The following is a 22,733-nucleotide window of genomic DNA, read 5'->3' on the forward strand; positions in this document are numbered from 1 at the left end:
GTGCCTCCTTGAGTTTATGCTAGAAAAATGAACAGGTTTTACATTCTATTAAATTGGATAATAGACACTAAAGGATTATTCAATGATAGAAAGAGGTGTTAAATTTGGATTATCCTCTTAATAAAAATGAAGAATGGTTAGAATTTGATTTCCAAGATAAAAAAGAGATATCAGAAATAGCTAACAACATACCGGAAGGTGAAGATTGGATAAAAGAAATAAATGAGTCTAATAAGAATAATTTAAAAATAGCTATTACCCCAGATTATCTCCACGTGAGAGGTTCATTGATTTATCATCAAAATTCCCAAAAAGAGAATGAGTATAAAGTGTTTCACTTTTATACTTGTAAAGATTTTTTTATTACGGTTGGCCTCGAGATGAACGAATCGAAACAAAAAAATCAAATGTTACATCGTATGCAGTCATCAAGAAATGGGGTAGAAAATTTTTGTATATTATTGAGTGAGATTACTAATCGTTTTTTAATAAGAATAGATGATTTTGAAGTCCAATTGAAAAACATTGTTGGGAAGTTGCAGAGAAATAATAATAAAAATAAATTAGATCAAATTTTTCGATATCGCCAGGAATTGATTACGTCAAAAAGTTTACTTATCCCAATGGAAGAATTAATTAACGCAATTGAAGAAACATTCCTCAATCAGGTGGTAAAAACTTTAGAATTTAATAGGGCGAGATTACGTATTAAAAGGGCAATGACGTTAGTTCGACATTATCAAGAAGAAATGGAGACGTTACTCCATTTAGAAGAAGCGATTTCTTCCTATAGGGGGAACGAAATTATGAAAACACTAACAGTCATTACAACTATTTTTACGCCAGTGATGGCCCTAGGAGCCCTTTGGGGAATGAATTTTAAACATATGCCAGAACTTGAATGGAAATTTGGATATTTAGGTTCCCTTATTTTGATTTTTGTTAGTACTATCGCTATTTACTTTTATTTGAGATTTAGAGGTTGGACTGGCGGGATCTTAAAGGAAAGAAAGAAAAAATCCTTATTTTGATAAATATGGAAGAATAAAGACAGATACTATTAACCCTATCTGTCTTTGGTTTACCTCAATGCTAATGGTAGGAGTATCACCAGAAAATTAAAATAGCCTTATCTTAAAATGCCATTATTCAAGTCAAGAATAAACTGGCGGACAGGGTAGTCTACTAGCACTCTATGTTTTAAAATTGATAAAAAGATATAGACGACGAAAACCAAGCATTAAAAGGGGCCTGAATTCCACAATTAGTGTGGGATTACCTATAAAACAAAAGATAAATGTAAAATTCAGACCTGTCATCATATATTTAATGTCTTTCTAAAGTAGACCTTAAGGGTACCATGAGAGTTTGGTATCACTATCTAATGGTTGGGTTTTAATTTCAGCGCTTAAGTTGTTGAACCATTTACTTAAAATTTCTTCCTTTGCTAGATTTGCATTGTCATCATCTTCCCAAATTACATGAGAAAACCAAGCTCCAGTTGCCCATTCAAATTGTAGCTCAGCAAATGCAATCTTCGGGTGTTCAACTTGTGCAAAGTTCTCATTTACTGATGAAGCGACAATAGATGCTTGCGGTAATAATTCATTTTCAATCTCTTCTTTTATAAAAGTATCTTTAAGTTGATTCCACATAACTAAACGGCCATCTATTTGATAAAAAACATCAAAAGAAGGTTGCTCCCCCATATTTACTAAGAGAAAAGCACGGTCAACGGAGTTGTTAGTTACCTTAACCACATTTACGATAATATTTTGTGCCATTTCCACCCAGAGATTCATTGCTTCTTCTTCTGGTGACTCTAAATAAAACTCAGATTCAAGTTCAGAAGCAGCAGATTCCCCTTTATTCACATCTTCTACTTTCTTAAAAAAACGTTTAAAGAATCCCATTACATGCACAGCCTCCAATTCTATTAATAAAAAGGAATACAATTTTATTTAGATGTTCTCTTGGCTTCTTGAAATGACAATATGTCTTAATTGATCGACTTCCCTCACAATTTCTGTACTTTTCAATTCAAGAACACTTATTTCCCTTTAATCTCCTTATTGTAGCAAATATGGAAGGCTATTAATAATATAGTAATTTAATAAAAAAAGATAATCCCTTTTTTCTGTTGTTTTTTGGATGTTAACTCTATTCAGTTCTATATAAAGGTATATATACTAGACATATAGAAAGAGAAGGAGGGGGGACGATGGCTCATAAAATTAGTGTAACTGGCCGTCCGACTAGCTCAATTCAGGACTATGATAAGTACCTGACTTTTGATATGGCGGAAAAAGGGAGTCCCAATGCTCCACAAGGAATTCCTTTTCAGAGTAATGCAATTACCTATACCGTTGTACTGAGTTCAAAACAATTTAAGAAATTAAACATAAACCAGGAGGAATTTTCCCAACGGCGTTTCCTTGTTCAAGGAGAGCCTTGTTTGGATATTCCGTTTGATCAATATACAGGTGAGATAGGCATCATCTGTATGCAGATACAAGAAATTGAGAACAAAGAGAAAGAGAAGAAACAAACGAAACAAACGCCGAAAAAGGGTTCAAGGGCTAAAAATCAAGAGGAAATTAAACCTCAAGAAGAAAGTGAACAAGGGCAAGAGAAAAAGCCCCTTCTTGTTCCGAAAGGGACGAGAGACTGGATGTCTTTAGAGGAAATTAAGGTTCCAGAAGCCTTTCTTCAATTTACACCAGGAATAGCAAAACAAAAGGCAGTAGAAGAAAGTATTGAGAAGAATGGAACTGTAGATAAACCGATTATCATTGATCCAGATACACACGAACTTTTAGATAGTTATAGTCGTTATTTTGTAGCCAAGAAAAAGAATTTAGATCGTGTTCCTGTACATTATTAAAAGTAAGTTATTATGATTAAAAACCATAAGGGGGAACTAACATGACAAAGGGAAATAAAATCAGTGATAAAAAGGAGTTGCCACAAGAACAAAGTGCAGAATTACTCAGAGTATTGAAAGCCCGTTTTGAGAAAAACATGAACCGTCATAAAGATATTGAATGGGCTAAAGTCCAAGCAAAGTTGGATGGGAATACTGAAAAACTTTGGTCTCTCAATGAAATGGAAAGCACTGGCGGTGAACCAGATGTTGTGGACTATGATAAAGAGAAGGATGAATACATTTTTTGTGACTGTTCAGCAGAAACTCCTAAAGGCCGTAGAAGTGTTTGTTACGACCGTGAAGCGCTAGAGTCAAGAAAAAAACATAAGCCTGAAAATAACGCAATTGATATGGCAACTTCTATGGGCATAGAACTTTTGACTGAAGAACAATATCGAGCATTGCAGAAACTTGAAAATTTCGATGTGAAAACATCGAGTTGGGTGCAAACACCCACTGACATTAGAGAACTCGGCGGTGCCCTTTTTTGCGATCGTCGCTACGGTCACGTCTTCGTGTATCACAATGGAGCAGAATCCTACTATGCTGCTAGGGGTTTTCGTGGCTCGCTAAGGGTCTAAATCTCCTCCAGACAGCTAAATTTGAGAAACGGATCAACTAGGGAGAAGTTTTAATTCCATTCTTCAACTATCAGGAGCGATTATGGAGCACCAGATTATTATTGATACCAAAATAAATAGATAAGCCTAACCTAATAGCAAAAGTCCATTAGACATTAATATCTAATGGACTTTTGCTTCTTATACCACTCATTATGTGCACTAGGTTTGTTTAGAGTATGTACATATAAAGGAGAGACGCACATCATTAAAAAAGGACAACTTGCCTTAGGAGTCAAGTCTATCCAAAATCAAGTGAAGTTTATTCATCAACTATTTGGAATGGCTGCATAATCACAAGTTCCATTGGGAATCTATATGTCTCTTTCAAATAAATACAGTCTTTGCACTGGAACTATGTCGACTAGGAGAGTTTAGTTAAAAAATCAACTATATTTCTCATCCAAACTAATTAAAACACGTTCTTTTGAAAGACGATCTATGCGAAGCTTGTATTTACCCATAGGATATATGAATTCCCTGGATAGATTTTTCACTTTATAACGATTACCAAGCTTCTCATTTGCTTCCCTTAGACTCATATTCAATTCAACCCTAAAGTAGTTAACAGTGTCTAATTCATCTACACTGAAGATGATTTTCTGTCCATTTTTTCATATACATAATCTTGAATGTCTTCGTAATCAATCTATTCATTGGGACTTCCCCATTTTTTTTACTTTTTTAACAGGGAAATCATCAAGTGAAAAAGGAACACCCTTAACTTTTCCTTCCTTAAATAAAGAGACGGTCTCCTTATCTAATATGACGGGTTCAGCTTTTTCTTTATAAAGCTTGTTTATTTTTTGAGTATTGAATTGTATAAAGACTACACCTGCTATACAAATCAATACTAAGATTAGAAGAAAACTTATTCTTTTCATACCACTTTTCATCCCTTATTTGTCTGCTTATTAAGAAGTATCCCTTGTTAGTTTAGCTGTAGAAAGAACTATCCATGTAGTCTGAACGACCATAAGTGATGTATACAGCTATAAAAGCAAAAATTATATAAATCACTAAGTAATCAATATGGAATATTTAAATTTTGTATGTAAAAAGAATTGTAAGGGTACGGCAAAGATTAAATAAGGAAGAAAAGTGATTGAAACACAAATTGAGTAATTCAAGATGTAGAGACAAGTATAAATCAATATTAAGATTTAACATAACCTTAAAAATGATAAACGGACCATCAAAATATACATAAGCACAAACAAGAGCAAGTTCGTTAGAGCTAAACGAACTTGCTCTCTTTACTTTCTGGCAGTGGTGTTATTTTAAAGTTTTTCTCTTCAATAAGTCCTGAGATGGTCTACTTTGATTAACGAATCCACATTTTGATACGTATCTATGCCTCTTTTTCCTTAATGTAGAGCATATACTTTAACAGTAAAGTTGGAGTTTGTTCCTGATGGGTTTGCAATATAGAATGAACGATCGGTTTGTACATCGGTAGTGTTGCCACTATAAACATTAGACCAAATTGTTGGGTCAGTTCCTCCTGAAACATCTTTCATGACATTAAAATGTGTACCAGAATTGGCCCCTTCTACTACAAATTTTAACGCGTAAGTGCCTGCTGGTAGATTTTCAACGCTAAAATTTCCACTAGACCGATTTTTCTGTCCTTCTTGAGGAGTTGATAATGAGGTAACAGCTGCTATCTGTGTCTCAGCTGATTGTGCCTTAATGGAACTTTCAGTTCCTACAGTGCTGGTTTTTATTGCTGTTGGTTCTGCTGCTGAAACTTGTCCAGAAACGCCTGCTAATGATAACATTGCGACTGTACCCGCGACTATCTTTTTCATTCCTTACCATCCTCTCTTTTACTTAAATTTCCATCAATGTGGATTCACTGGCATGTACCCTATTCATTAGGAAAGTAAACCCTTTTTGTTATATTTTCACTTTTTTATCAAAAAAATTTAAAAAATAAATATAACCTTTGCACCAAAACCGTTATGAATCAGCTTCTTCTTCAAGATAAGTGGAAAGAGAGAGTCTTAAAATAGTTTGAGTAAGCTTGAGCTTACACACTCTATGTCTCCGTTTAATGATCTGCTAATACTTTTATTCCTTTGACTATATTCCAAAAGAAGAAATATACCCCAGCAATAATAAAAATGACATAAGTGATTGCAAACCCAATTCCTATTTGATCCCATCCACTAATTCCTCTCCATCCAGATCCAGCAAGACCGACGACTAAAATAATATAGGGAAACAAATGTAGCCATAGTGATTTTTTTGCATGAACTTTCACCTCCTTAGAAGCCATAAAATACACAATTAACGGGAATAAAAATGGTGCAAAAAATATACTAAAATAACATAATGATGATAAAATGTTATTTCCTTTCATATGTTTCAATCCTCCTCTTCTCAAGATATATGGTACGCTCTATAATAAAACTTCTTGATAGTTTCATCTATTAGCCTCTACAAATATGACTATACGATACTAACCTTACATTATTTTAATCTTAATCTTACATAAACCTTAAAAGTTAGTGATTTCTGTTGTCTCTCCGATTATTATTGAAAGGGAAGGCTTAAAAGGAACTAGTCAATATATAATCTAATAGCTTGTAAATTTAATTTTTATTTTGCGAAAAAACAAGCAGTTATGGAGAAAATAGTAGTACGATTTAAAGTGCAAAAGAACGGTACCATAAACAATGGCTTTTGAGGCAATTAAACTATAGTTACCCTTTTTAAAAGGGATAAAATGCTACGTTTAGAGTTGATGCTCTAAGCGTTTTTTTATTATCAAATTCCGATAGTAAAGATTATGCTAACTAAACTTTTATATAGTATCCCTACATAATAGTGGACATTTAACTAAAGGGGATTCCAAGACCTAAATGTTTAATCACTGACAAAGAAAGGAAGAATGTTACTGAGCGAACTTATCTAATAGTCTTGATCTGTTGACCAAGGCGTACATCCGTCGTGGTAAGCATCACCAATGAGAGAATAATCCTTATTCTGTTTGATGCTTCAATGAGTCTATTATTTAGGAGGAAAACTCAATTTACTCTTAGCTCGATTATGGATTGGTCCCTCAAAAGGGTTAGATGTTTTTTACAACATGCTAGTATATTAGCGCTAAAATTAATAGTTGTGTTACTCACGTTGGAGGAGATGATACCGTATGCCAAAATGGCACCCGCATCGCGAACAAATGAAATTACCTGAAGAATTTTCTGTTAATCCTTTGTATTCTCGTGAAGGAGAAGAAACTATCCCACGCCTACGTATTCGCAATCAAGGCATGTTACCGGACACGGCGTATCAAATCATTCATGATGAAATGACCCTAGATGGGAGTTCTCGTCTCAATTTAGCTACATTTGTTACCACATGGATGGAGCCTGCTGCAGAGCGTTTATATGCCAAGTCTTTCGATAAAAATATGATCGATAAAGACGAATATCCACAGACCGCAGCGATTGAGGAGCGTTGTATACGTATTTTAGCTGACCTCTGGAATTCGCCTCATCCAGATACTACGATGGGCGTTTCAACGACAGGCTCATCTGAAGCATGTATGCTTGGTGGACTGGCGTTAAAGAGACGTTGGCAAAAAGCACGAAAGGGCCAAGGTCTATCAACTGAACGCCCAAATATTGTGTTTAGTTCGGCTGTACAAGTGGTTTGGGAGAAATTTGCAAATTATTGGGATGTTGAAGCACGCTATGTGAATATTAGCCCTGAGCATCCATGCTTGGACCCGCAAGGAGTTCTCGATGCTGTGGACGAAAATACGATTGGTGTGGTGCCCATTCTCGGTGTGACTTATACCGGATCCTATGAACCGGTTGCTGAAATCGCGAAAGCTTTAGATGATTTGCAGGAGAAGACAGGTCTAGACATCCCTATTCATGTAGATGCTGCTTCAGGGGGATTTATTGCTCCATTTCTTCAACCAGACCTAGTCTGGGATTTTCAATTACCACGGGTAAAGTCCATTAATGTTTCGGGACATAAATATGGATTAGTCTATCCTGGCCTGGGATGGGTAATCTGGAGGGAAAAAGAAGACCTCCCAGAGGACCTCATTTTCAAGGTGTCTTATTTGGGGGGAAATATGCCAACCTTTGCTCTAAATTTTTCCCGGCCTGGTGCACAAGTCCTTCTGCAATATTATAATTTCTTACGTTTAGGTAGAGAAGGGTATTATGAAGTGCAAAAGTCCTCTCAGGACACAGCATGTTTTCTTAGCAAGGAGATTCAAGAAATGGAACCATTTGAAGTGATTTCTGATGGTTCAACGATTCCAGTATTGGCCTGGCGGTTGAAAGATGAATACACATCAAAATGGACGCTTTATGACTTGTCTCGACAATTGCGTACGTATGGATGGCAAGTGCCAGCTTATCCGTTACCTGCAGACATGGAAGAGGTAACCATTATGCGAATTGTAGTTCGAAATGGATTTTCAAGGGATCTTGCTCATTTATTCTTGGTAAATCTTAAGCAAGCCATTGAATATCTGAATTCTTTGGAGGGACCTATACGGAGAGATCCAGAAGACGACAAGGGTTTTCATCACTAAAGTTTGGTTGTTTTTATTCTTAGAAATGTTCCTAAAGATAAAGAATCATAAAAGAATACAGTAACGATAACTCAAGGAGAGCCTGCATCAAAAGAATGCAGGCTTTTTATATGTTACTATCTATAACATCCATTACGTTACCTAGTGTGAATTCTATTTATTATGAACTCAAAGAAATGTAAAGAAACGATCTCAAAGACCATAGTTTTTAATATTAGCTTCTTCCATCGCTTGTACAGTTGTAATCCCTTTCTTTCTCTCCCGGTTATAGGGTGCAATAAATTAAGAAAAGCAGTTCTCAAGAATCGCGACCTAAACTTCCCTTTTTTCCATCATTAAATTTTAAGTTTTTTGGATCAAGGTACAATAATATCTTATCTATAAGGTCCAATGGTGATAAAATCAAACAAATGGAGCCATGAAACCTTATATATGAAATTGGCTAATAACAAACATCGTGAAAAAAACCATTAGAATAAAGGAGAAAGATAGGAATGGCAGAATTAATGGATTGGAAAAATAGTGTTCGCGGGCATAAATTTATAGCTTCTTTTAGTGGAGGGAAGGATAGTGTTTTAGCTCTATATAAAGCAGTAAAGGTTGGAGAAGCGATTGGACTGATCGTCATGCTGGAGGAAGAAGGAAAACGTTCCAGATCTCATGGAATGCCTCCGGAACTTATACGTGCCCAAGCTAAATCTATAGGGTTGCCCGTATATACTGCAGCTGCAAGTTGGACAGATTATGAAAAAGTATTTATGCGACTTTTAGAAAAAGCTAAAAATCAAGGAGCAGAAGTTTTAGTAACTGGAGACTTAGATATGCCCGCTCATGGCTGTTGGCATGAAAAGGTTACGAAGAATGCTGGATTAAAGCTTGGGATGCCTTTATGGGAAATGAACCATCGTAAAGCTGTCGAAGAGTTTATAAATCTAGGATTCGTAACAATCATTGTAACTGTTAATTTATCATTGGGAATGCGAGAGGATGATTTAGGGAGAACGTTAACCCATGAATACGTGAAGGAGCTTGAAGCTCGTGGTATTGATCCCTGCGGAGAAGGTGGAGAATTCCATACCACAGTAATAGATGGGCCCATTTTTAAATATCCTATTTCAGTTCGTAAATGTGAAATTATTAAGGACGGAGAATATGCTTTTTTGCCTTTGGAGCTAGATCAGATGATGGATATGGGTACCTTATAAAGTACAAAATGGATGTAATTTCAATATTACACTGTTATCTTAACTTCGGAGTGAGAAGCATTGAAACATCAATGATTTTCACTTCATTTACATGTATTCAATTTAAACATTGGTTTGCAAAAGTATGATTATGTTTTGATGTCTTGTTCAGGTAACGCACTGTTGCATCCAGCAAGAATTCGTAATAAAAAAACAACCGAAATAATTCGATTGCTCTAAATTCTTAACCTATTCGTGATACTATCGAAGTAATGAAACCCTTTATCCGTTACCTCTGCGTTTAACACATCCCCAAAGTTCGTATGACTAATTAAACCTTCATTATACATTTCTTCGTAAATCTTAACGAAGTCTTCCGGAGTGACATCGCAAGCTTCTGCAGAAGGCTCCTTATTGTTTAAGAGAGAAGTTAAAATTAATACTTTTCCGTTTATAACGTATAAATCTTCGTTCATTTTGCACACCTCCTCGACTTAATATCCGTTAGAGGCGCTTGCTATATACGTTAATTTTCAAAAGTTAAAATTGATATTCGGATTTATTTCGCACGTCAAAAGTGCAATACTAAAGAAATAACATTTATTTATCCAAATAACTAAAAAACATAACTCTTTATACAAGAACTGTGCCCTTTAAAAGGATTTTTAGTATGTCGCCTCCAATCCGTTTTATCATATAACTTTAAAAATAATGGCTACAAAAAATGAGATGAATATTTCTTAAGTAATAACTCTTTGATTTCATCTGGAGATTTATTTGATATTTCTTTGAGAAAGACATCAGATGAGATCCTTCTTCTTGAACTACTATGATCTATCTAAATAAGCATAAATACTTTTGTCATAATTTAGTTCCTTTTTTCTTGTATTTTCCCATTATAAATTTTTCTTATATAGAAAGGAATGTTTTTATCTTTTAAGTTTAATGTTGTCTCAAACACCGTGGTTTCTAAGACATGTGCATTCTTCACTTCCCTTAACAATCATTATGTTAACTAGGAATGTATAGAATATACATAAAGGAAAATGGGTCCCGTATCCCTAATATAAGTAAATGTACAATAAATAATTACCAATTATTGAACAAGTTGAATCTGAAAGGAGACGTTATATGTCAAATGAAAATGTACAAGGACGAGGATACCAAATGTCCCTCCCTAATCCTGATCTCAATCCACTGAACCGTTTAGTTGGTACCTGGAAGGTTAGTGGAGGTGCAGAAGGCACTGTTACTTATGAGTGGATGGAAGATAAATTTTTTTTGATCCAGCACGTCGACTTGAAGCAGCACGGCAATGAAGTAAAAGGAATGGAGATTATTGGACACTTACAGCCATTCGGTGAAGAGCCAAGTAAAGACATTAAGTCCTGATACTATGACAGCATGGGTAATACATTTGACTACGTCTATGAAATGGAAGGGAACTTGTTAACCATCTGGGCAGGCGAAAAAGGCTCACCTGCCTACTTCAAAGGCACATTCAGCTCAGACGGCAACATCAACACTGGTGCATGGGTCTATCCTGACGGTGGTGGCTATGAATCAACCATGACAAGAGTAAAATGAAATAGACATGACATAGTTGCATATGAGGCATTTGGCGATTTTGGCGCTAAGGCGATTCATCCTGGTACGAATTTAGTAGGTCCAAATGCTAGTTTGGCTGCAGAGTCTATTTTCGTTCAGCAGTATCGCGCAGCTCTAATTCTTTTGGGGAGAATTACCTTTCCCGACATGGCAAGGGATTCAAGTGATCCTTCTTCTCTATCTCTAGTTAACTCAGGAACCAATACACGACCAGGAGTGTATAATATCTTCGTGGGGGCTGCTATTAACCATATTGGTATATACAAGCTTGGTCTCGATAAAGTGCACAGTGATTATGGTGGTATACCTATGAAACTTGCTCCAGGAAGCAGATTAGAAAATGATATGTCCCCAATAGGTGAGGCTTGGCGCTGTAACCAGACTTTGGGTGAAGTAGCTGACATTTATTATTTAGCTAATCCACCTAGCGAATACTAACTAAAATGATAACAAAAAGAAGCCTTTGAAGGTTTGAAATGTACCTATAGAGTAGGCATAAAAAAGTCTACCTATAGGTAATTTTTTGTGAAATTAAGAAATACATAGGGGGAACTGGAGAAAGTTTAGATAAAGTTATCAAAAGAAGTAGGCTAGAGGCTGTAGTAGTCAATTCAGTTATAAAATTCCACATAATGTAAAATATCGCGAATAATTAGACTTTAGTTGGATAATTTATTGAGTATGGACTAGTGAGGGAAGTAATAAAATAAATAAGAAAAGGTGAAACATCAGTTAAAGTCGAGGATTTCTTTAAGGGAAATTTGCGCGCTACATTTTTAATGATTTGAAATTAAAATAATATAAAATTTACTATTAAGAGGTAATAAAATGAACTCCTTTTTTTCCTTTCACTCAAAACAAGAATCATTTCGCCTTTTTTCAGGTGAACACTTATTAACAATGGGAATTATTTTAACTCTCTGCATACTTTTCGTTTTCTTTAGAAAGACCTTTCAGGAGGAGAGCAAAAATCGGCTTATTCGTTTTTCTTTAGCATTTCTATTAGTGTTATCTGAAAGTGTTTATCATGTATGGCTTTTAAGCGAGAATGAATGGTCAGTTAAAACTGCTCTACCGCTTCATCTTAGTGACCTTGCTGTATTTCTGGCTATCATAATGTTGCTAAGAAATAATTGCAAACTACTTACATTTATGTATTTTGCCGGGTTGGGTAGTTCTATTCAAGCAATACTTACTCCAAATCTTGGACATTTTTCATTTCCTCATTTTCGATATGTCGAGTTTTTTGTATCGCATGGAACTGTAGTGCTAGCCATTTTGTTTATGGTTGTTTCATGTAAATTTAGACCGACCATTCATTCAATTTGGACCACCGTTTTAATTGTAGACTTTTATGCTGCATGCATTTTTCTCCTAAATAAATGGTTGCGGGCGAACTATCTCTATATCATGCATAAGCCAGGGAATACTTCTTCACTTTTAAATTATCTTGGTCCATGGCCGTGGTATCTATTTTCGATGGAGTTAGTGATGATCATAAGCTTTTATATTTTGTATAGTCCGTTTTGGTTAAAAAGGCGATGAATCGGATAGAAGTGATTCCATACATAATTTGCTGACCAATTATAAATATCAAAGGGAAGATGTAATGATCCTGAAGGGAAGGAAAAAAGTGTATTGAAAACAAAGCATTCGCCAATTTATTTATTAACTCCAATAATTTTTCATGATGTCTTTTGTCCAGTTAGGTTGGACAATAGGCTCTTTTGGAAGAAATTCTTTCATTACTGGTTTTATATCTAAAATCGGTGTCTAGTTAATACAATCAAGACTTACCACTGATAATTCCCTTCCTTCTCTTTTAATTATCCTTACAGTTGTAAGACCTAGTTGATTAGGTCTATTAGGAATGGACGTACTGTATTATACTTTGTATTCTAACTTGTACACTTCGTATAATACCACACACGAGTTACAGTTCCTTTTTTCGCTTCTTCTTTAAAAGCTTAGTTGTAAGTTTTAAACGCGAAACAGTAATATAGGCTCCGTCCAGTTTATACACTAACATTATCATTGTTGAGCATATACTCATGTTCTTTCACCAGTTTATAGAAATTTGTCTTTTTTACATTGGCTTCTCTCATCACTTGGACAGCTGTTATTTCCCTATTTATCCATCTATTATAAACTTCAATAAATTCTTGACTAACCTGAGCTTTTCTCCTCTAAATAGCTTCAATTCAGGATTATCATCACAATAGTGATTACGCTTAATAGTTTACTTTTCATATAAACCTCCCTATGTCGATTACTTCCCACTTATTGTAAATGGTATATAACGTAAAAGTAAGCGTTCATAGACCTAGAACATAGTAAGACTTAAGCTGTAATTTAATTGCATGTACAGCATTAAATAACAAAAAATTTCCGATAACGAGAATTATGTAAACTAATCTTGTATATGGTATACATGAAGAAGAGCACATCTGTTGCTTTAACAATGTGCTCTATTAAGAAAGTTTTCTTTATTTATTATTTGGCAAGTTCTTTTGCAGGTAATCCCACTATGTCTGTACTTTTAGGTATATGGCCGAGTAGACGTAGCATAGCTACAATTTGTCCTTTATGATGTGATTCATGAGTAATTGAATGGATGAGCAATTGGCGAGGTGTTTTTTTGATAAAACCACTATTTGCTTTCCAAGAAGGCTCTTTTTCAATAACTTCATCAAATTTGTCTGTAAATTGTTCAAATACTTTCTCTACATATCTATCAGCCTGTTGAAAATAACGTTGAATATCGTCTACCTGCATAGTATTAATTACTTCTTTTGTAAATAGTGGTGATGATGTTTCTGAAAGTATAAAAGAACCTAGCCAAGCATGATAGCACCCTGCCACATGAACTAAAGAATCTCTAATACTTTGAAAACCAAATTCAAATTCCTTAGTAAAGTCATCTTTATTCAATTCTTTACACTGATTTAATAAAATCTGTCGTGCTTGTTTTACCCATTCATATTCTAGTTTTTCCATAACGATCCCACCTCTTAGATATATAATGAAAAATTATTCCTTACTATACACTAATTGGAAATATTATTACACCCATTACTGCCTATAAAATTCATTATGTTAAGTAATAATTTGGAATTGAACAGACCACGTAGATTCTGTGTCTCTATCAAATGTTTTTTGCACCAGAACCAGTTATCTTAGGTTAGGAAAGGCAGGATTAATACTTTTATAAAAGTGACTAAATTTGGTTGTATAACATTATTACCATAGTTCAATTAGACAGGAGTAATGATAATGAAAAAATGGTTCTATATATTTCTAATAATCTCATCGGCTGAATTTTTTGCCTCCTCTTTCCTTTCCTTTAACATTTTTAAAAAGCCTCTCTGAAAGTGCAGGGAGGCTAAATTAAATAATATTAGTAAGGCAAATTAATTGCTACTTTTATAACCCTTATGGATAGTTTCAGTTCGATTATTTGGTGCCGCGACATGTAAATAAATCCAATCTTTAATGCTTGAAATGAATGGATATATTATAATATAATGCATTCGTTTAGTATATCTGTCCCAACAAGCAAGCAACATTACCGTTAAAAAACCTATTTGCGGTGAAAATAGGGGCTCGTCAAAAATTCCCGTAAGAATGATAATAGGCAAGCCTAATAAAAAGCTGTCTAATAAACATTTATGACTTCGTGTTGAAAAGAATAAATGAATACATTTGACAAGGTTTAAACAGATAACAAGTAGAAAAGCTAATCCCCCTAGTGTCCCATATTCTGCAAACATGCCAATTAAGATATTATGAGCATGTGGTACAGATTCATTGTAATACTTTAAATATTCTTGGCCAAAGCCGATTGGGGTAACACCAAAGATAGAATGATCCTGCCATATTTTATAGGCGCTTTTCCATATATCTTGCCTTACTTGCAGTGATAGATTTACCAGCTCGTTTCTCGGCATTAAATGAAGTAACCATTTAGATAGCGACAGTATAAATAGTGTACTAATAATGAAGATATATCGGTTTAAACGCATGATAAATAAAAGATAAATCAAAATCATCGACGCAAAGCCTGCCCTTGAACCAGTTTGAATAACACCATAGCTTAGTAGGAGCAATGTAGGCAATATCAAAACGAAATAGACGAATCGTTTGCTCCTCAAACTAGCAAGCAAATGAGCTAAAAGAAAGGAAATGGAAATTAACAGAATATATACAGTAAAGTTTGGGTTGTATGTACAGCCAACTAATCGGTCTAAATCAAAATGTCCTAAGCCTAAGGGGATAGTACCCGTTAAATAGCCTACGGCTAGAGGAAAGGTATACCATTGTGAAATCCAACCTATTACACAACTGTATACACCTCCAAAAATCATGATCAATCGAAAATGCTGAAATAATTGGTTCTTTTCAGTTTCCAAGATTCTTAAATATAGTCCCCAGTATCCTAGAATCATCACACTAACACTTAAATAAGATATTTCCTTCATTGAAATAGAAGCTCCAATGGTTGAGATAAAAAGACATAGAAAAAAATAGGTGCTTAAGGAAAAGAGGAAACGTTTTTTTTCCTTCCAGTGTTTACAGAAGGTGTGTAGACCACTAAGTAATAACAGAAAAATACCGAATGGTGGTAAAAGGAAACATAGAAGTAATCTTAATTCTAAGGCGGTTAATTTTCTAAATGACTGAAAAAATATGCTCATGAAATCCTCCTAATTTAAAGTGACGTGACTCTTAGTCTTTTTGAGAGTGAGATTAAACTATTTGGAATAACATTAGTTTAAATTAGGTTGAAAGTATAAAAATTTCATGAAAATTGGTGTAATGACTGGTAGAACAATGTAAATCAATTAATGAATAAAAATCAATGATTTAAAAATAACATATTTTTTTCTCAATTGTATTTCCAAAAAGTAAATGTGATGTAAAGTTTAAACAATTACATCAGTTGTAGAAAAAAGGCTCAGTGGTCAGTATAAAGAACAAAATTAAAAAAACAGACAACCACAAGGTAGTCTGTTTTTCAAGAATGACATGTACATTAGAGATGAAAATTTTGGATTGGTATGTCTTAGGGACCTATCTTTTAATATTCGCATGGTGGATTGTGTTTTTTATAAAAAATAACACTTTTTTAAATAGAAGGGGCAATTCTTAAAAGTCAAATCATTATTAATGAATAAGTATTAATTAAATTACCTAAAGAGCTGTATTCAGAAATCAAATTTTCTGAATGCAGCCTTTTTTTATGTGAAAGAATTAAGACTTTCATAATTTTTGTGTGCGATAACCTATGACAAAGTCTATGTTTAGTATTTACATTTATTTTAAGTTATTAAGTGTCTCAAAAACCATGATTTTTGAGTCAATCTAATAATATGGTTAATTCCTCCTTAACATCCTTTATTTCTGTATCAAAAGTCATCCCAAAATCTATGTATCATAAAAGGACATTTTTTACACAGTAGGAATGGTTATCTTACATATAGGAGGAGTACATAGTAAATAAAAGAAATTTAAAACAAGTCCTTGCATTATCTCATTCAAAAAAATGAGTAAACGAGAAATTCATGAGGCTACAGGAATCTATCGAGCTACTTTATATAGAGAATTTAGAAAAGAGCAACTTTTTAAGGCAAGTGTTAGCTCTCTTATAAATATAAGGAATGAAGAGGTCCTATGATATATACCTAAGCTTATATTAACAAAGTAAGAGGGATATGTAATAACCTCAATCAGGATATCTGCCATTTATATATCATATTAAAACAGCCAAAATATTTTGGATCTATTTACTTTCAGGTTTTTTTACCTTTAATCCACCTTTAATATTAATAGACTTAAGTACAATTTGTTTATTTAAGTTAGATTTCACTTCAATGATACGATAATCCGGCGTTAGAACTTTCTTTTTTAGGTCTACTGGAGCTACTAATATATTATCTCCACTTTGAATAATAACAGCTAAATTCACTGAGTTATTATGTATTATTAGGTAATTTTCCTTCTGAGCTGCCCGTGTGTGTCCATGTAAATAAAAAACATATAAGCTTGCAACTATTAAAGGTATAAAAAATGTAGCCTTTACACGCTTATCAGTCCTAATGAAAATAAGAAAAGAAAGTAAGGGTTTCTTTATAGGGTTTACTAAATTTCTATAAAAAGAGTATTTCCCTCCTAATATCCAATCTAAAAGTCCAATTATCCCAATTAACATATATATAGTCCAAGATGTAAAACCAGAAATCTCTTTATTAAAGGTGTACCACAATAAACCAAAAGTAGTATAGGTAAGGAAAAACATTGCAACCAAAAAGTGGTATATGAATCCCTCTTTTTTTAAGCTAGAAAGCATAATTTTAGTGAATAAGTGTAGGCCAATAAATCCTGTTATAAGCATTAGTATAGAAATGAAGGAATTAGCAATAAAATAAATTTCTATTTTATCTAACATTAAATCATTTACACCATAATAAAAGAGATAACCCTGTTTAAAAGCAAATCCTAAAAGATAAGTTAATCCAGTTAAAATCAAGACAACTACTGATGCATCTTTTAGAGAGTTATAGAAAGAATCTCCCTCCTCCTTTTTTTCACTAGCTATATTTCTCCTAAAATATTTTCTGCGCTGTACATCCATGCCTCTTCCCTCCCTATCTTTTCCTTTTATTCTATCAAAGTATCTTATATCGTATATAGTTATATACAGTGTAATTCCTTTCCACCAAGAAGATGTGAGAATTTGTGATGGGCAAAACTATTTATAGAGATATAGAGAACCCTTCTCTTTTAAGTTGCTAGCTTATAAGGCTAATTTAAACGGTTTATGAATAAATTCCTTTTGATTTTAGAAAGACAGCTCCTTTTAGAGAGTCTATTTCTTTTTGATCATATGTATGGCTTCTATACTACACAGTATGTAAATATTTGTATGAAATAACTTCGATTTCAGTATGGAACGAACTTTATTTTCAATAAAAAAGTAATCTTGTTCCACTATATTATTAAAATATTTTATTTGCCTCATTTGGATATTTGGTGATATCTTTTTTCTTTCCCCAACCCTTCAATGTCTATAGGGGAGTCTAGGTTCTTGTCTATTGTGATAACACAAGGCATTGAAATATGAAAAGACACGCAAAGCTTTCTCAGAGCAACACTTTTCTCTCTTATGCTTTCTTGTTTTACTTAAATAAAGATCAATCATATTTCCTCCTAAATTACCAGCACAATAAAGATACATCCATTGACCGTTTATATTAATATAAGTTTTATCCACTCCCCAGGAATCATTCGTTGGATTAAGGTGACACTGCACCCGTTCATCTAATTCGGAACCATACCGATGAATCCAGCGCATGATGGTTGTATGAGCAACAGATATTCTACATTCTTCATTTTAAAAATAGTATAAGTATGTTCAAGTTCAGAAGACTGTTTACGCCTATCTTGAAGTTTTCTTCCCAGAATCGATATAAGCTTCTAAATATTTATTTTACTGTTTAATACTACTTGAATTATAATTAAATGGTAAACTAGTTCTATTGTTATAGGAATTATAGGGGTGATTATGTGAGCGAGGCCGTAGTTGAAAGTGCGCAAGCTGATAGTTGGTATTTTTTCAATGGTTCTTTATTTGGGGAATATGTTAATTTAAATAAATTAAAGAATGAAGTTGCTTCATTGAACATCAACGTTGAAGAAAGCCAAAAATTATCAGATTTATATCAGTTTATAGTGGAAAATTACCCATCTAGTAAGAAAGATGTTGATAAGATTTTCTTTGAAAATATAATGTATAGTCACCTAAAGAATATATATATTCACACTTTTGATGAAAATATTAGCACTAAGACTTTTAAATCTAGAATGAAAATTATATTAGATAAAATGAAACAAAATACATCTATTCCTTCTGAATTCCATCTTCAAATGAAAGAAAGTGGATATTATCTAATGGATGCACTACGAATTACTGTTCCGGGTACAAAGTTTATTTCTGGTCTTGAGATGAATGAAGATAATGGAGTATTAGAAAATGTTAAGATGATCCTAACTGAAGCTGTTAAAGATAAAAAACAGAAGAATAGATACTTTGTCGCTGGGATTGAAATCAATTTTAAGGAAAACTTTTTCTTAATTATGATTAGAAATATAGGTGATATAGAGAACTCTGAAGAAAATGATAATTTAAATAGAACAATACCTAGTTTATACCAATACGTGAAAGACGAAATAATTAATAAGTTAATAACACGGATAGATACAATAGACCAAAAAAAGGACCGCAAAGCATTATATCATTTATGTAAAGGATTAGATGATAATTTATTAAAAGATGTGCGGGAGTATGTGCGATCAAAAACATCGAGTTCTATTAAGCAAAGTGTAACTAATTTAGTAAATAACTTATATCCTGCAGAAAAACGTCCTGGAAAAGATGATAAAGATGGGATTGCCGATAGCATTGAATCACTGTTAATTGCCAATTATATAAAAAATGAATTTGGTGGTAATAACTCCCTTTTGGTAAAGAAGGCAAAAAGTTTAGAGTTACCCGGTTATACAACAAAAATAAAGTTTATGGGAAATAGATCAAATAGGGGAGCAACACAGTCTGCAGGCTCTAAACAACCAGTTTCTGCTACTGATATGTTTCACAGCCTATATATTAGTTTCAAAGATGCAATGGGGTTAGAAACTTGGGGGATGTCCTGGTTCACTGACTATAATTACAGCTGTTCAGCGAATATAGAGGTGGTTCAAACCTCTATTTATTCTTATAGTAATCAATTTAAAGTTATATTTTTACCAAGAAAACCATTAAACAAGGAGATAATATATCATGTCGTTAGACACCTTAATAGACAACGTAAGCAATCAGCTGACAATTAACAAAGAGGAAGCATTTACTTCATTAAAAAGAGTCAGTGAAGTTTGTAGGACTGAAATCTTTACAGAAGCATTATTAGAGGGTAAACATTTTGAAGAACATCAGATAGAGGGAATCTTAACTTCTCTAGAAAATGAAGGGTTATTAAATCGTCATTACCAATGTTTTTGTCAAACAAGTGATGAATCCGAGATATATGATGATATACATGAAAAATGTTCTTTTTGTGATCAACCTTTAAAGAATTCATTTATTCATGATGTAACAGAAATTTATCGTTTAAAACAAGATTTTATAACTCTAATAAAGGAAAAGGAAAAAATGATATTAGAGGAAAATTTAGGGCAAGGATTTCTACCTCTTTTCAATGAATTAAAGGAAAGAACTCATAATGTAATTCCTTTTTTAGGTGCTGGTACTTCAATTCCATTAGGTTTAGACAGCTGGCCCGCCTTATTAAAAGAAATGGAGACAGCTTTAACAAACGATCAAGATAGGGCCTTTTTTACAAGGTGTATAGAAAAAGGGGACTATTTAAAAGCACTAAGTTTCGTAAAACAAACATCCTTAATCTTATCTACAGATAAGGAAATTAAAGACAAAATTATACAAAGAATAGAAACTCAATATAATAAGAGTGTTAGTGAAGAATCTCATAATATCAAAGATATACTAAATTTAGATTCCTCGTTTTATATCACAACAAATTATGATATGGCGTTAAGCGATTATACAAGTGGAGACACTTACCCTTATACTCTCCGACAAATAGATAATGCCCAAGCTCTACTTAATAGAGGAAAGCAACTTATTCTTCATCTACATGGACATATAAAGGATAAGGATTCTATGATAGTGACAGAAGAAAATTATGATGAAATATATGATAATCCTGATACACAAACTTTTTTAAGTGCAATTATGGGATCTAAGCATTTATTATTTATCGGTTTTTCATTTAATGATAAATATTTTGAAAAATTATATGAAGATATATTCAAAGGTTTAGGTGGAGATCATTATATAATAATGCCTAATTTGCATATACGAGAAGCTCAAGATTTAATCAAAAAAGGATTAAGACCTATTAGCATAAACGTAAAAGGTACTAAAGAGGAATACTCTAAAAATTATGTAAAAGCGCTTAAAGTAATTTTAAATAACCTAGTTTAAAAAAATACATTATCCTAAGTAAGTGTATTTATAAGTTTTTACCAACAAGTAATATATACTGAGGATATGAAAACTATCTCCGCAGTAATTTATACTGAATTAGAGCCTTTAAATTCTATCCTAAACTAAGCAACCTCATTTATCTATAGTTATTCTTTATGTAAATAAATGAGGTTTATTTACGTATTAATCTAGCATTAGCTTTTTCTCCATGTTTCGAAATTCTTTGTAAATATGGTTAGCTAAATCTTGTATTAACCTCATGATAAACAAAGTTTGAAGTCTCTCAATTATACTGCTTTTATCATAGTCTAGTATTAATTTCATTAATAATACATTTATTTGAACTAATTCGTATACTGCCCATCCCCCAGGTTCTGCAAGCCCTATATTACTAGCTCCTATAACTGGATATCCATTATTTGACCCTAATGAGGATATAATAGACTTTGGCGCGGAATGAATATTATTTGAAGAAAGTTTATATTGCTCCCTTCCCTTCTGTCTATTAATGTTTCCCCGAATCTTACCAAAGGAAGGATAACGACATCTACCTAGAAAAGGCTTTGCCCATTCATAATCATTATGAGAACCTATATCTACAAACCTTTCTCCATATTTTTTCTTCAGACTAGGTTTTAATTTTTCAAACATTGATAATGATTGGTTAATATTTTCATTTTCTCCATAAAGATATTTTAGAAAAACAGCATCTTTCGCTTTCATAACATTAGTATAGTCTAGATAAGAATCCGCAGCTTTCTCACCATGTTTATATATAAACTCTAAAGTAACAGCTAATTCATGAAGAGAACGATATCTAGTCATAGCCCCTGTTCCAAACCCACCTTTTATAAGGTGAGTAATTTCAGCATATATAGAGCATGCGCGTATATGTTGGATCTTTATAAGATTCGAAAGATTAGATAATTGTGATTTACCTAAGTTACTTTTTTCATAAACAAACAAACCCAATTCTATACTCATTAGATAAATTAATTCTAAATGATAATATATATAACCATATTCTGCTTCAAGCTGTGATTGAAATACTTGGCTATTAATCCGATTATCTTCCCTTAATCTATATCCAAAATACATTAAAGAGTCGTTAATATACTCTTGATATTCCCCCTCACCCTTAATCAGTTCAGAATTGATTTTTTCGAGATCTTCAATCATGCTTTCATCAGTAAATGCAATTTCTTTATTTTTAATCAACTTTTCCAAAAAACGATTAAATATTATGTTAACTATATCTAAATTATCAATCTCCATGTTCTTTTCTCTTGTCAATAAAAACGCCTCCATTAAAGATATCTAAAAAGTTACATAATTGAATGAATAATCTTCTTCTCATATTGGCTGGAATTTTCCTTGTGATGAGTTTCTTCCTATTATATATTATTTTTATTAAAGGTACTTTCATGTTCCTTTACCAACTTATAAAATGTTGTTTTTTTATCGGATTCTTTCATAGCTTGTACAGCTACAATTTTCTTATTTATCTATTTGTTATAGACCTCAATAAAGTTCTGGTTAACATTTATTTTAGCTTGCCCAAAGGATGTACCTTTTTTTAGACAGCATTAATTTCTTCTCCCTGATATTTTCGAATACGATTCTGTTGTTCTTGAGCCATTCAAGAAAAAATTTGTAGAATTAAATCTGTAATAAAGGTTCCCAAACTATCTTTATACTGATTGGTATCTAACAATAGCACATCCAAGACAGTAATGCCCTAATCCCTCTTAGTATATAATTCATTTATTGTAAT

20 protein-coding genes and 2 pseudogenes are annotated in these 22,733 nt (G+C 33.1%); 11 read left to right on the plus strand and 11 right to left on the minus strand.

The window, feature by feature from the left end:
• The first annotated feature begins 104 nt into the window (after positions 1 to 104).
• On the plus strand, positions 105 to 1,031 hold the full coding sequence (locus tag ACK3CR_RS04840; RefSeq protein WP_488974962.1) for a magnesium transporter CorA family protein: 927 nt from the start codon (positions 105 to 107) through the stop codon (positions 1,029 to 1,031).
• Between the two features lie 318 nt (positions 1,032 to 1,349).
• Here ACK3CR_RS04840 and ACK3CR_RS04845 read toward each other — a convergent pair whose 3' ends face one another.
• Positions 1,350 to 1,913 carry a hypothetical protein gene (locus tag ACK3CR_RS04845; protein WP_488974963.1) on the minus strand — a complete coding sequence of 188 codons (564 nt, stop codon included), beginning with the start codon at positions 1,911 to 1,913 and terminating at the stop codon, positions 1,350 to 1,352.
• Between the two features lie 308 nt (positions 1,914 to 2,221).
• On the opposite strand from ACK3CR_RS04845, the gene ACK3CR_RS04850 reads away from it, so the two are divergent.
• The 3 genes and pseudogenes from ACK3CR_RS04850 to ACK3CR_RS04860 all read left to right on the plus strand — a co-directional run.
• The gene (locus ACK3CR_RS04850; protein ID WP_488974964.1) at positions 2,222 to 2,884 is read left to right on the plus strand and encodes a ParB N-terminal domain-containing protein; all 663 of its coding nucleotides are present in this window, start codon (positions 2,222 to 2,224) and stop codon (positions 2,882 to 2,884) included.
• A gap of 41 nt (positions 2,885 to 2,925) precedes the next feature.
• Entirely contained in the window at positions 2,926 to 3,507 is a 582-nt protein-coding gene (locus ACK3CR_RS04855; RefSeq protein ID WP_488974965.1) for a DUF4256 domain-containing protein, read from the plus strand.
• Positions 3,508 to 3,747: 240 nt separating this feature from the next.
• A pseudogene (locus ACK3CR_RS04860) lies at positions 3,748 to 3,840 on the plus strand (IS6 family transposase); the annotation flags it as partial.
• A 359-nt stretch (positions 3,841 to 4,199) separates the two neighbouring features.
• Here the strand turns inward: ACK3CR_RS04860 and ACK3CR_RS04865 are convergent.
• From ACK3CR_RS04865 to ACK3CR_RS04875, 3 genes are all read right to left on the minus strand, one after another.
• Positions 4,200 to 4,442: an FtsB/FtsL family cell division protein gene (locus ACK3CR_RS04865; RefSeq protein ID WP_488974966.1), complete on the minus strand. Its 243-nt coding sequence runs from the start codon at positions 4,440 to 4,442 to the stop codon at positions 4,200 to 4,202.
• Between the two features lie 471 nt (positions 4,443 to 4,913).
• Complete coding sequence (locus ACK3CR_RS04870; RefSeq protein ID WP_328125009.1) at positions 4,914 to 5,357, minus strand: DeoR family transcriptional regulator; 444 nt, start codon at positions 5,355 to 5,357, stop codon at positions 4,914 to 4,916.
• Between the two features lie 242 nt (positions 5,358 to 5,599).
• On the minus strand, positions 5,600 to 5,911 hold the full coding sequence (locus tag ACK3CR_RS04875; protein ID WP_430240479.1) for a magnetosome magnetite crystal formation protein family: 312 nt from the start codon (positions 5,909 to 5,911) through the stop codon (positions 5,600 to 5,602).
• A gap of 792 nt (positions 5,912 to 6,703) precedes the next feature.
• Here ACK3CR_RS04875 and gad point away from each other — a divergent pair.
• Both gad and ACK3CR_RS04885 read left to right on the plus strand, forming a co-directional pair.
• Positions 6,704 to 8,107 (plus strand): glutamate decarboxylase, encoded by a 1,404-nt coding sequence (gene gad, locus ACK3CR_RS04880; protein ID WP_430240481.1) that lies wholly within the window; start codon positions 6,704 to 6,706, stop codon positions 8,105 to 8,107.
• A gap of 494 nt (positions 8,108 to 8,601) precedes the next feature.
• A complete protein-coding gene (locus ACK3CR_RS04885) occupies positions 8,602 to 9,312 on the plus strand; it encodes a Dph6-related ATP pyrophosphatase (RefSeq protein ID WP_243510654.1) in 711 nt (236 codons plus the stop codon).
• Between the two features lie 215 nt (positions 9,313 to 9,527).
• Here ACK3CR_RS04885 and ACK3CR_RS04890 read toward each other — a convergent pair whose 3' ends face one another.
• Complete coding sequence (locus tag ACK3CR_RS04890; RefSeq protein WP_243510651.1) at positions 9,528 to 9,767, minus strand: hypothetical protein; 240 nt, start codon at positions 9,765 to 9,767, stop codon at positions 9,528 to 9,530.
• A gap of 655 nt (positions 9,768 to 10,422) precedes the next feature.
• Here ACK3CR_RS04890 and ACK3CR_RS04895 point away from each other — a divergent pair.
• The 3 genes from ACK3CR_RS04895 to ACK3CR_RS04905 all read left to right on the plus strand — a co-directional run bounded on the left by ACK3CR_RS04895 (position 10,423) and on the right by ACK3CR_RS04905 (position 12,444).
• On the plus strand, positions 10,423 to 10,683 hold the full coding sequence (locus ACK3CR_RS04895) for a hypothetical protein (protein ID WP_488974967.1): 261 nt from the start codon (positions 10,423 to 10,425) through the stop codon (positions 10,681 to 10,683).
• Between the two features lie 363 nt (positions 10,684 to 11,046).
• Complete coding sequence (locus ACK3CR_RS04900) at positions 11,047 to 11,337, plus strand: hypothetical protein (protein WP_488974968.1); 291 nt, start codon at positions 11,047 to 11,049, stop codon at positions 11,335 to 11,337.
• Between the two features lie 390 nt (positions 11,338 to 11,727).
• Positions 11,728 to 12,444, plus strand: a complete 717-nt coding sequence (locus ACK3CR_RS04905; protein ID WP_430240484.1) for a YwaF family protein — start codon at positions 11,728 to 11,730, stop codon at positions 12,442 to 12,444.
• Between the two features lie 123 nt (positions 12,445 to 12,567).
• On the opposite strand, the pseudogene ACK3CR_RS04910 reads toward ACK3CR_RS04905, so the two are convergent.
• The 5 genes and pseudogenes from ACK3CR_RS04910 to ACK3CR_RS04930 form a co-directional block, all read right to left on the minus strand.
• Positions 12,568 to 12,771: pseudogene (locus tag ACK3CR_RS04910) on the minus strand (TrmO family methyltransferase domain-containing protein).
• A gap of 621 nt (positions 12,772 to 13,392) precedes the next feature.
• Positions 13,393 to 13,896 carry a DinB family protein gene (locus ACK3CR_RS04915; protein WP_328125023.1) on the minus strand — a complete coding sequence of 168 codons (504 nt, stop codon included), beginning with the start codon at positions 13,894 to 13,896 and terminating at the stop codon, positions 13,393 to 13,395.
• A 413-nt stretch (positions 13,897 to 14,309) separates the two neighbouring features.
• Complete coding sequence (locus tag ACK3CR_RS04920) at positions 14,310 to 15,377, minus strand: O-antigen ligase family protein (protein ID WP_488974969.1); 1,068 nt, start codon at positions 15,375 to 15,377, stop codon at positions 14,310 to 14,312.
• A 1,301-nt stretch (positions 15,378 to 16,678) separates the two neighbouring features.
• A complete protein-coding gene (locus ACK3CR_RS04925) occupies positions 16,679 to 17,530 on the minus strand; it encodes a hypothetical protein (protein WP_488974970.1) in 852 nt (283 codons plus the stop codon).
• A gap of 426 nt (positions 17,531 to 17,956) precedes the next feature.
• The gene (locus ACK3CR_RS04930) at positions 17,957 to 18,250 is read right to left on the minus strand and encodes a DDE-type integrase/transposase/recombinase (RefSeq protein ID WP_488974971.1); all 294 of its coding nucleotides are present in this window, start codon (positions 18,248 to 18,250) and stop codon (positions 17,957 to 17,959) included.
• A 212-nt stretch (positions 18,251 to 18,462) separates the two neighbouring features.
• Between ACK3CR_RS04930 and ACK3CR_RS04935 the strand changes: the two genes are divergently transcribed.
• Complete coding sequence (locus ACK3CR_RS04935) at positions 18,463 to 19,785, plus strand: hypothetical protein (protein ID WP_488974972.1); 1,323 nt, start codon at positions 18,463 to 18,465, stop codon at positions 19,783 to 19,785.
• A complete protein-coding gene (locus tag ACK3CR_RS04940) occupies positions 19,736 to 20,956 on the plus strand; it encodes an SIR2 family NAD-dependent protein deacylase (RefSeq protein WP_488974973.1) in 1,221 nt (406 codons plus the stop codon). Before ACK3CR_RS04935 ends, ACK3CR_RS04940 begins: the two co-directional genes overlap by 50 nt.
• A gap of 186 nt (positions 20,957 to 21,142) precedes the next feature.
• On the opposite strand, the gene ACK3CR_RS04945 is transcribed toward ACK3CR_RS04940, so the two are convergent.
• The gene (locus ACK3CR_RS04945; RefSeq protein ID WP_488974974.1) at positions 21,143 to 22,252 is read right to left on the minus strand and encodes a DUF5677 domain-containing protein; all 1,110 of its coding nucleotides are present in this window, start codon (positions 22,250 to 22,252) and stop codon (positions 21,143 to 21,145) included.
• Positions 22,253 to 22,733 lie beyond the last annotated feature (481 nt).

Source organism: Priestia sp. TRM10 (assembly GCF_057808375.1).

Excerpts from the sequence above, each read along its gene's own strand:
- ACK3CR_RS04920 (WP_488974969.1), bottom strand. The coding sequence starts at position 15,377 with ATGAAGGAAATATCTTATTTAAGTGTTAGTGTGATGATTCTAGGATAC.
- ACK3CR_RS04885 (WP_243510654.1), top strand. The coding sequence starts at position 8,602 with ATGGCAGAATTAATGGATTGGAAAAATAGTGTTCGCGGGCATAAATTT.
- ACK3CR_RS04940 (WP_488974973.1), top strand. The coding sequence starts at position 19,736 with ATGTCGTTAGACACCTTAATAGACAACGTAAGCAATCAGCTGACAATT.
- ACK3CR_RS04865 (WP_488974966.1), bottom strand. The coding sequence starts at position 4,442 with ATGAAAAGTGGTATGAAAAGAATAAGTTTTCTTCTAATCTTAGTATTG.
- ACK3CR_RS04895 (WP_488974967.1), top strand. The coding sequence starts at position 10,423 with ATGTCAAATGAAAATGTACAAGGACGAGGATACCAAATGTCCCTCCCT.
- ACK3CR_RS04875 (WP_430240479.1), bottom strand. The coding sequence starts at position 5,911 with ATGAAAGGAAATAACATTTTATCATCATTATGTTATTTTAGTATATTT.
- ACK3CR_RS04870 (WP_328125009.1), bottom strand. The coding sequence starts at position 5,357 with ATGAAAAAGATAGTCGCGGGTACAGTCGCAATGTTATCATTAGCAGGC.
- ACK3CR_RS04855 (WP_488974965.1), top strand. The coding sequence starts at position 2,926 with ATGACAAAGGGAAATAAAATCAGTGATAAAAAGGAGTTGCCACAAGAA.
- ACK3CR_RS04845 (WP_488974963.1), bottom strand. The coding sequence starts at position 1,913 with ATGGGATTCTTTAAACGTTTTTTTAAGAAAGTAGAAGATGTGAATAAA.
- ACK3CR_RS04850 (WP_488974964.1), top strand. The coding sequence starts at position 2,222 with ATGGCTCATAAAATTAGTGTAACTGGCCGTCCGACTAGCTCAATTCAG.
- ACK3CR_RS04890 (WP_243510651.1), bottom strand. The coding sequence starts at position 9,767 with ATGAACGAAGATTTATACGTTATAAACGGAAAAGTATTAATTTTAACT.
- ACK3CR_RS04930 (WP_488974971.1), bottom strand. The coding sequence starts at position 18,250 with ATGCGCTGGATTCATCGGTATGGTTCCGAATTAGATGAACGGGTGCAG.
- gad (WP_430240481.1), top strand. The coding sequence starts at position 6,704 with ATGCCAAAATGGCACCCGCATCGCGAACAAATGAAATTACCTGAAGAA.
- ACK3CR_RS04905 (WP_430240484.1), top strand. The coding sequence starts at position 11,728 with ATGAACTCCTTTTTTTCCTTTCACTCAAAACAAGAATCATTTCGCCTT.
- ACK3CR_RS04915 (WP_328125023.1), bottom strand. The coding sequence starts at position 13,896 with ATGGAAAAACTAGAATATGAATGGGTAAAACAAGCACGACAGATTTTA.
- ACK3CR_RS04900 (WP_488974968.1), top strand. The coding sequence starts at position 11,047 with ATGGCAAGGGATTCAAGTGATCCTTCTTCTCTATCTCTAGTTAACTCA.
- ACK3CR_RS04925 (WP_488974970.1), bottom strand. The coding sequence starts at position 17,530 with ATGGATGTACAGCGCAGAAAATATTTTAGGAGAAATATAGCTAGTGAA.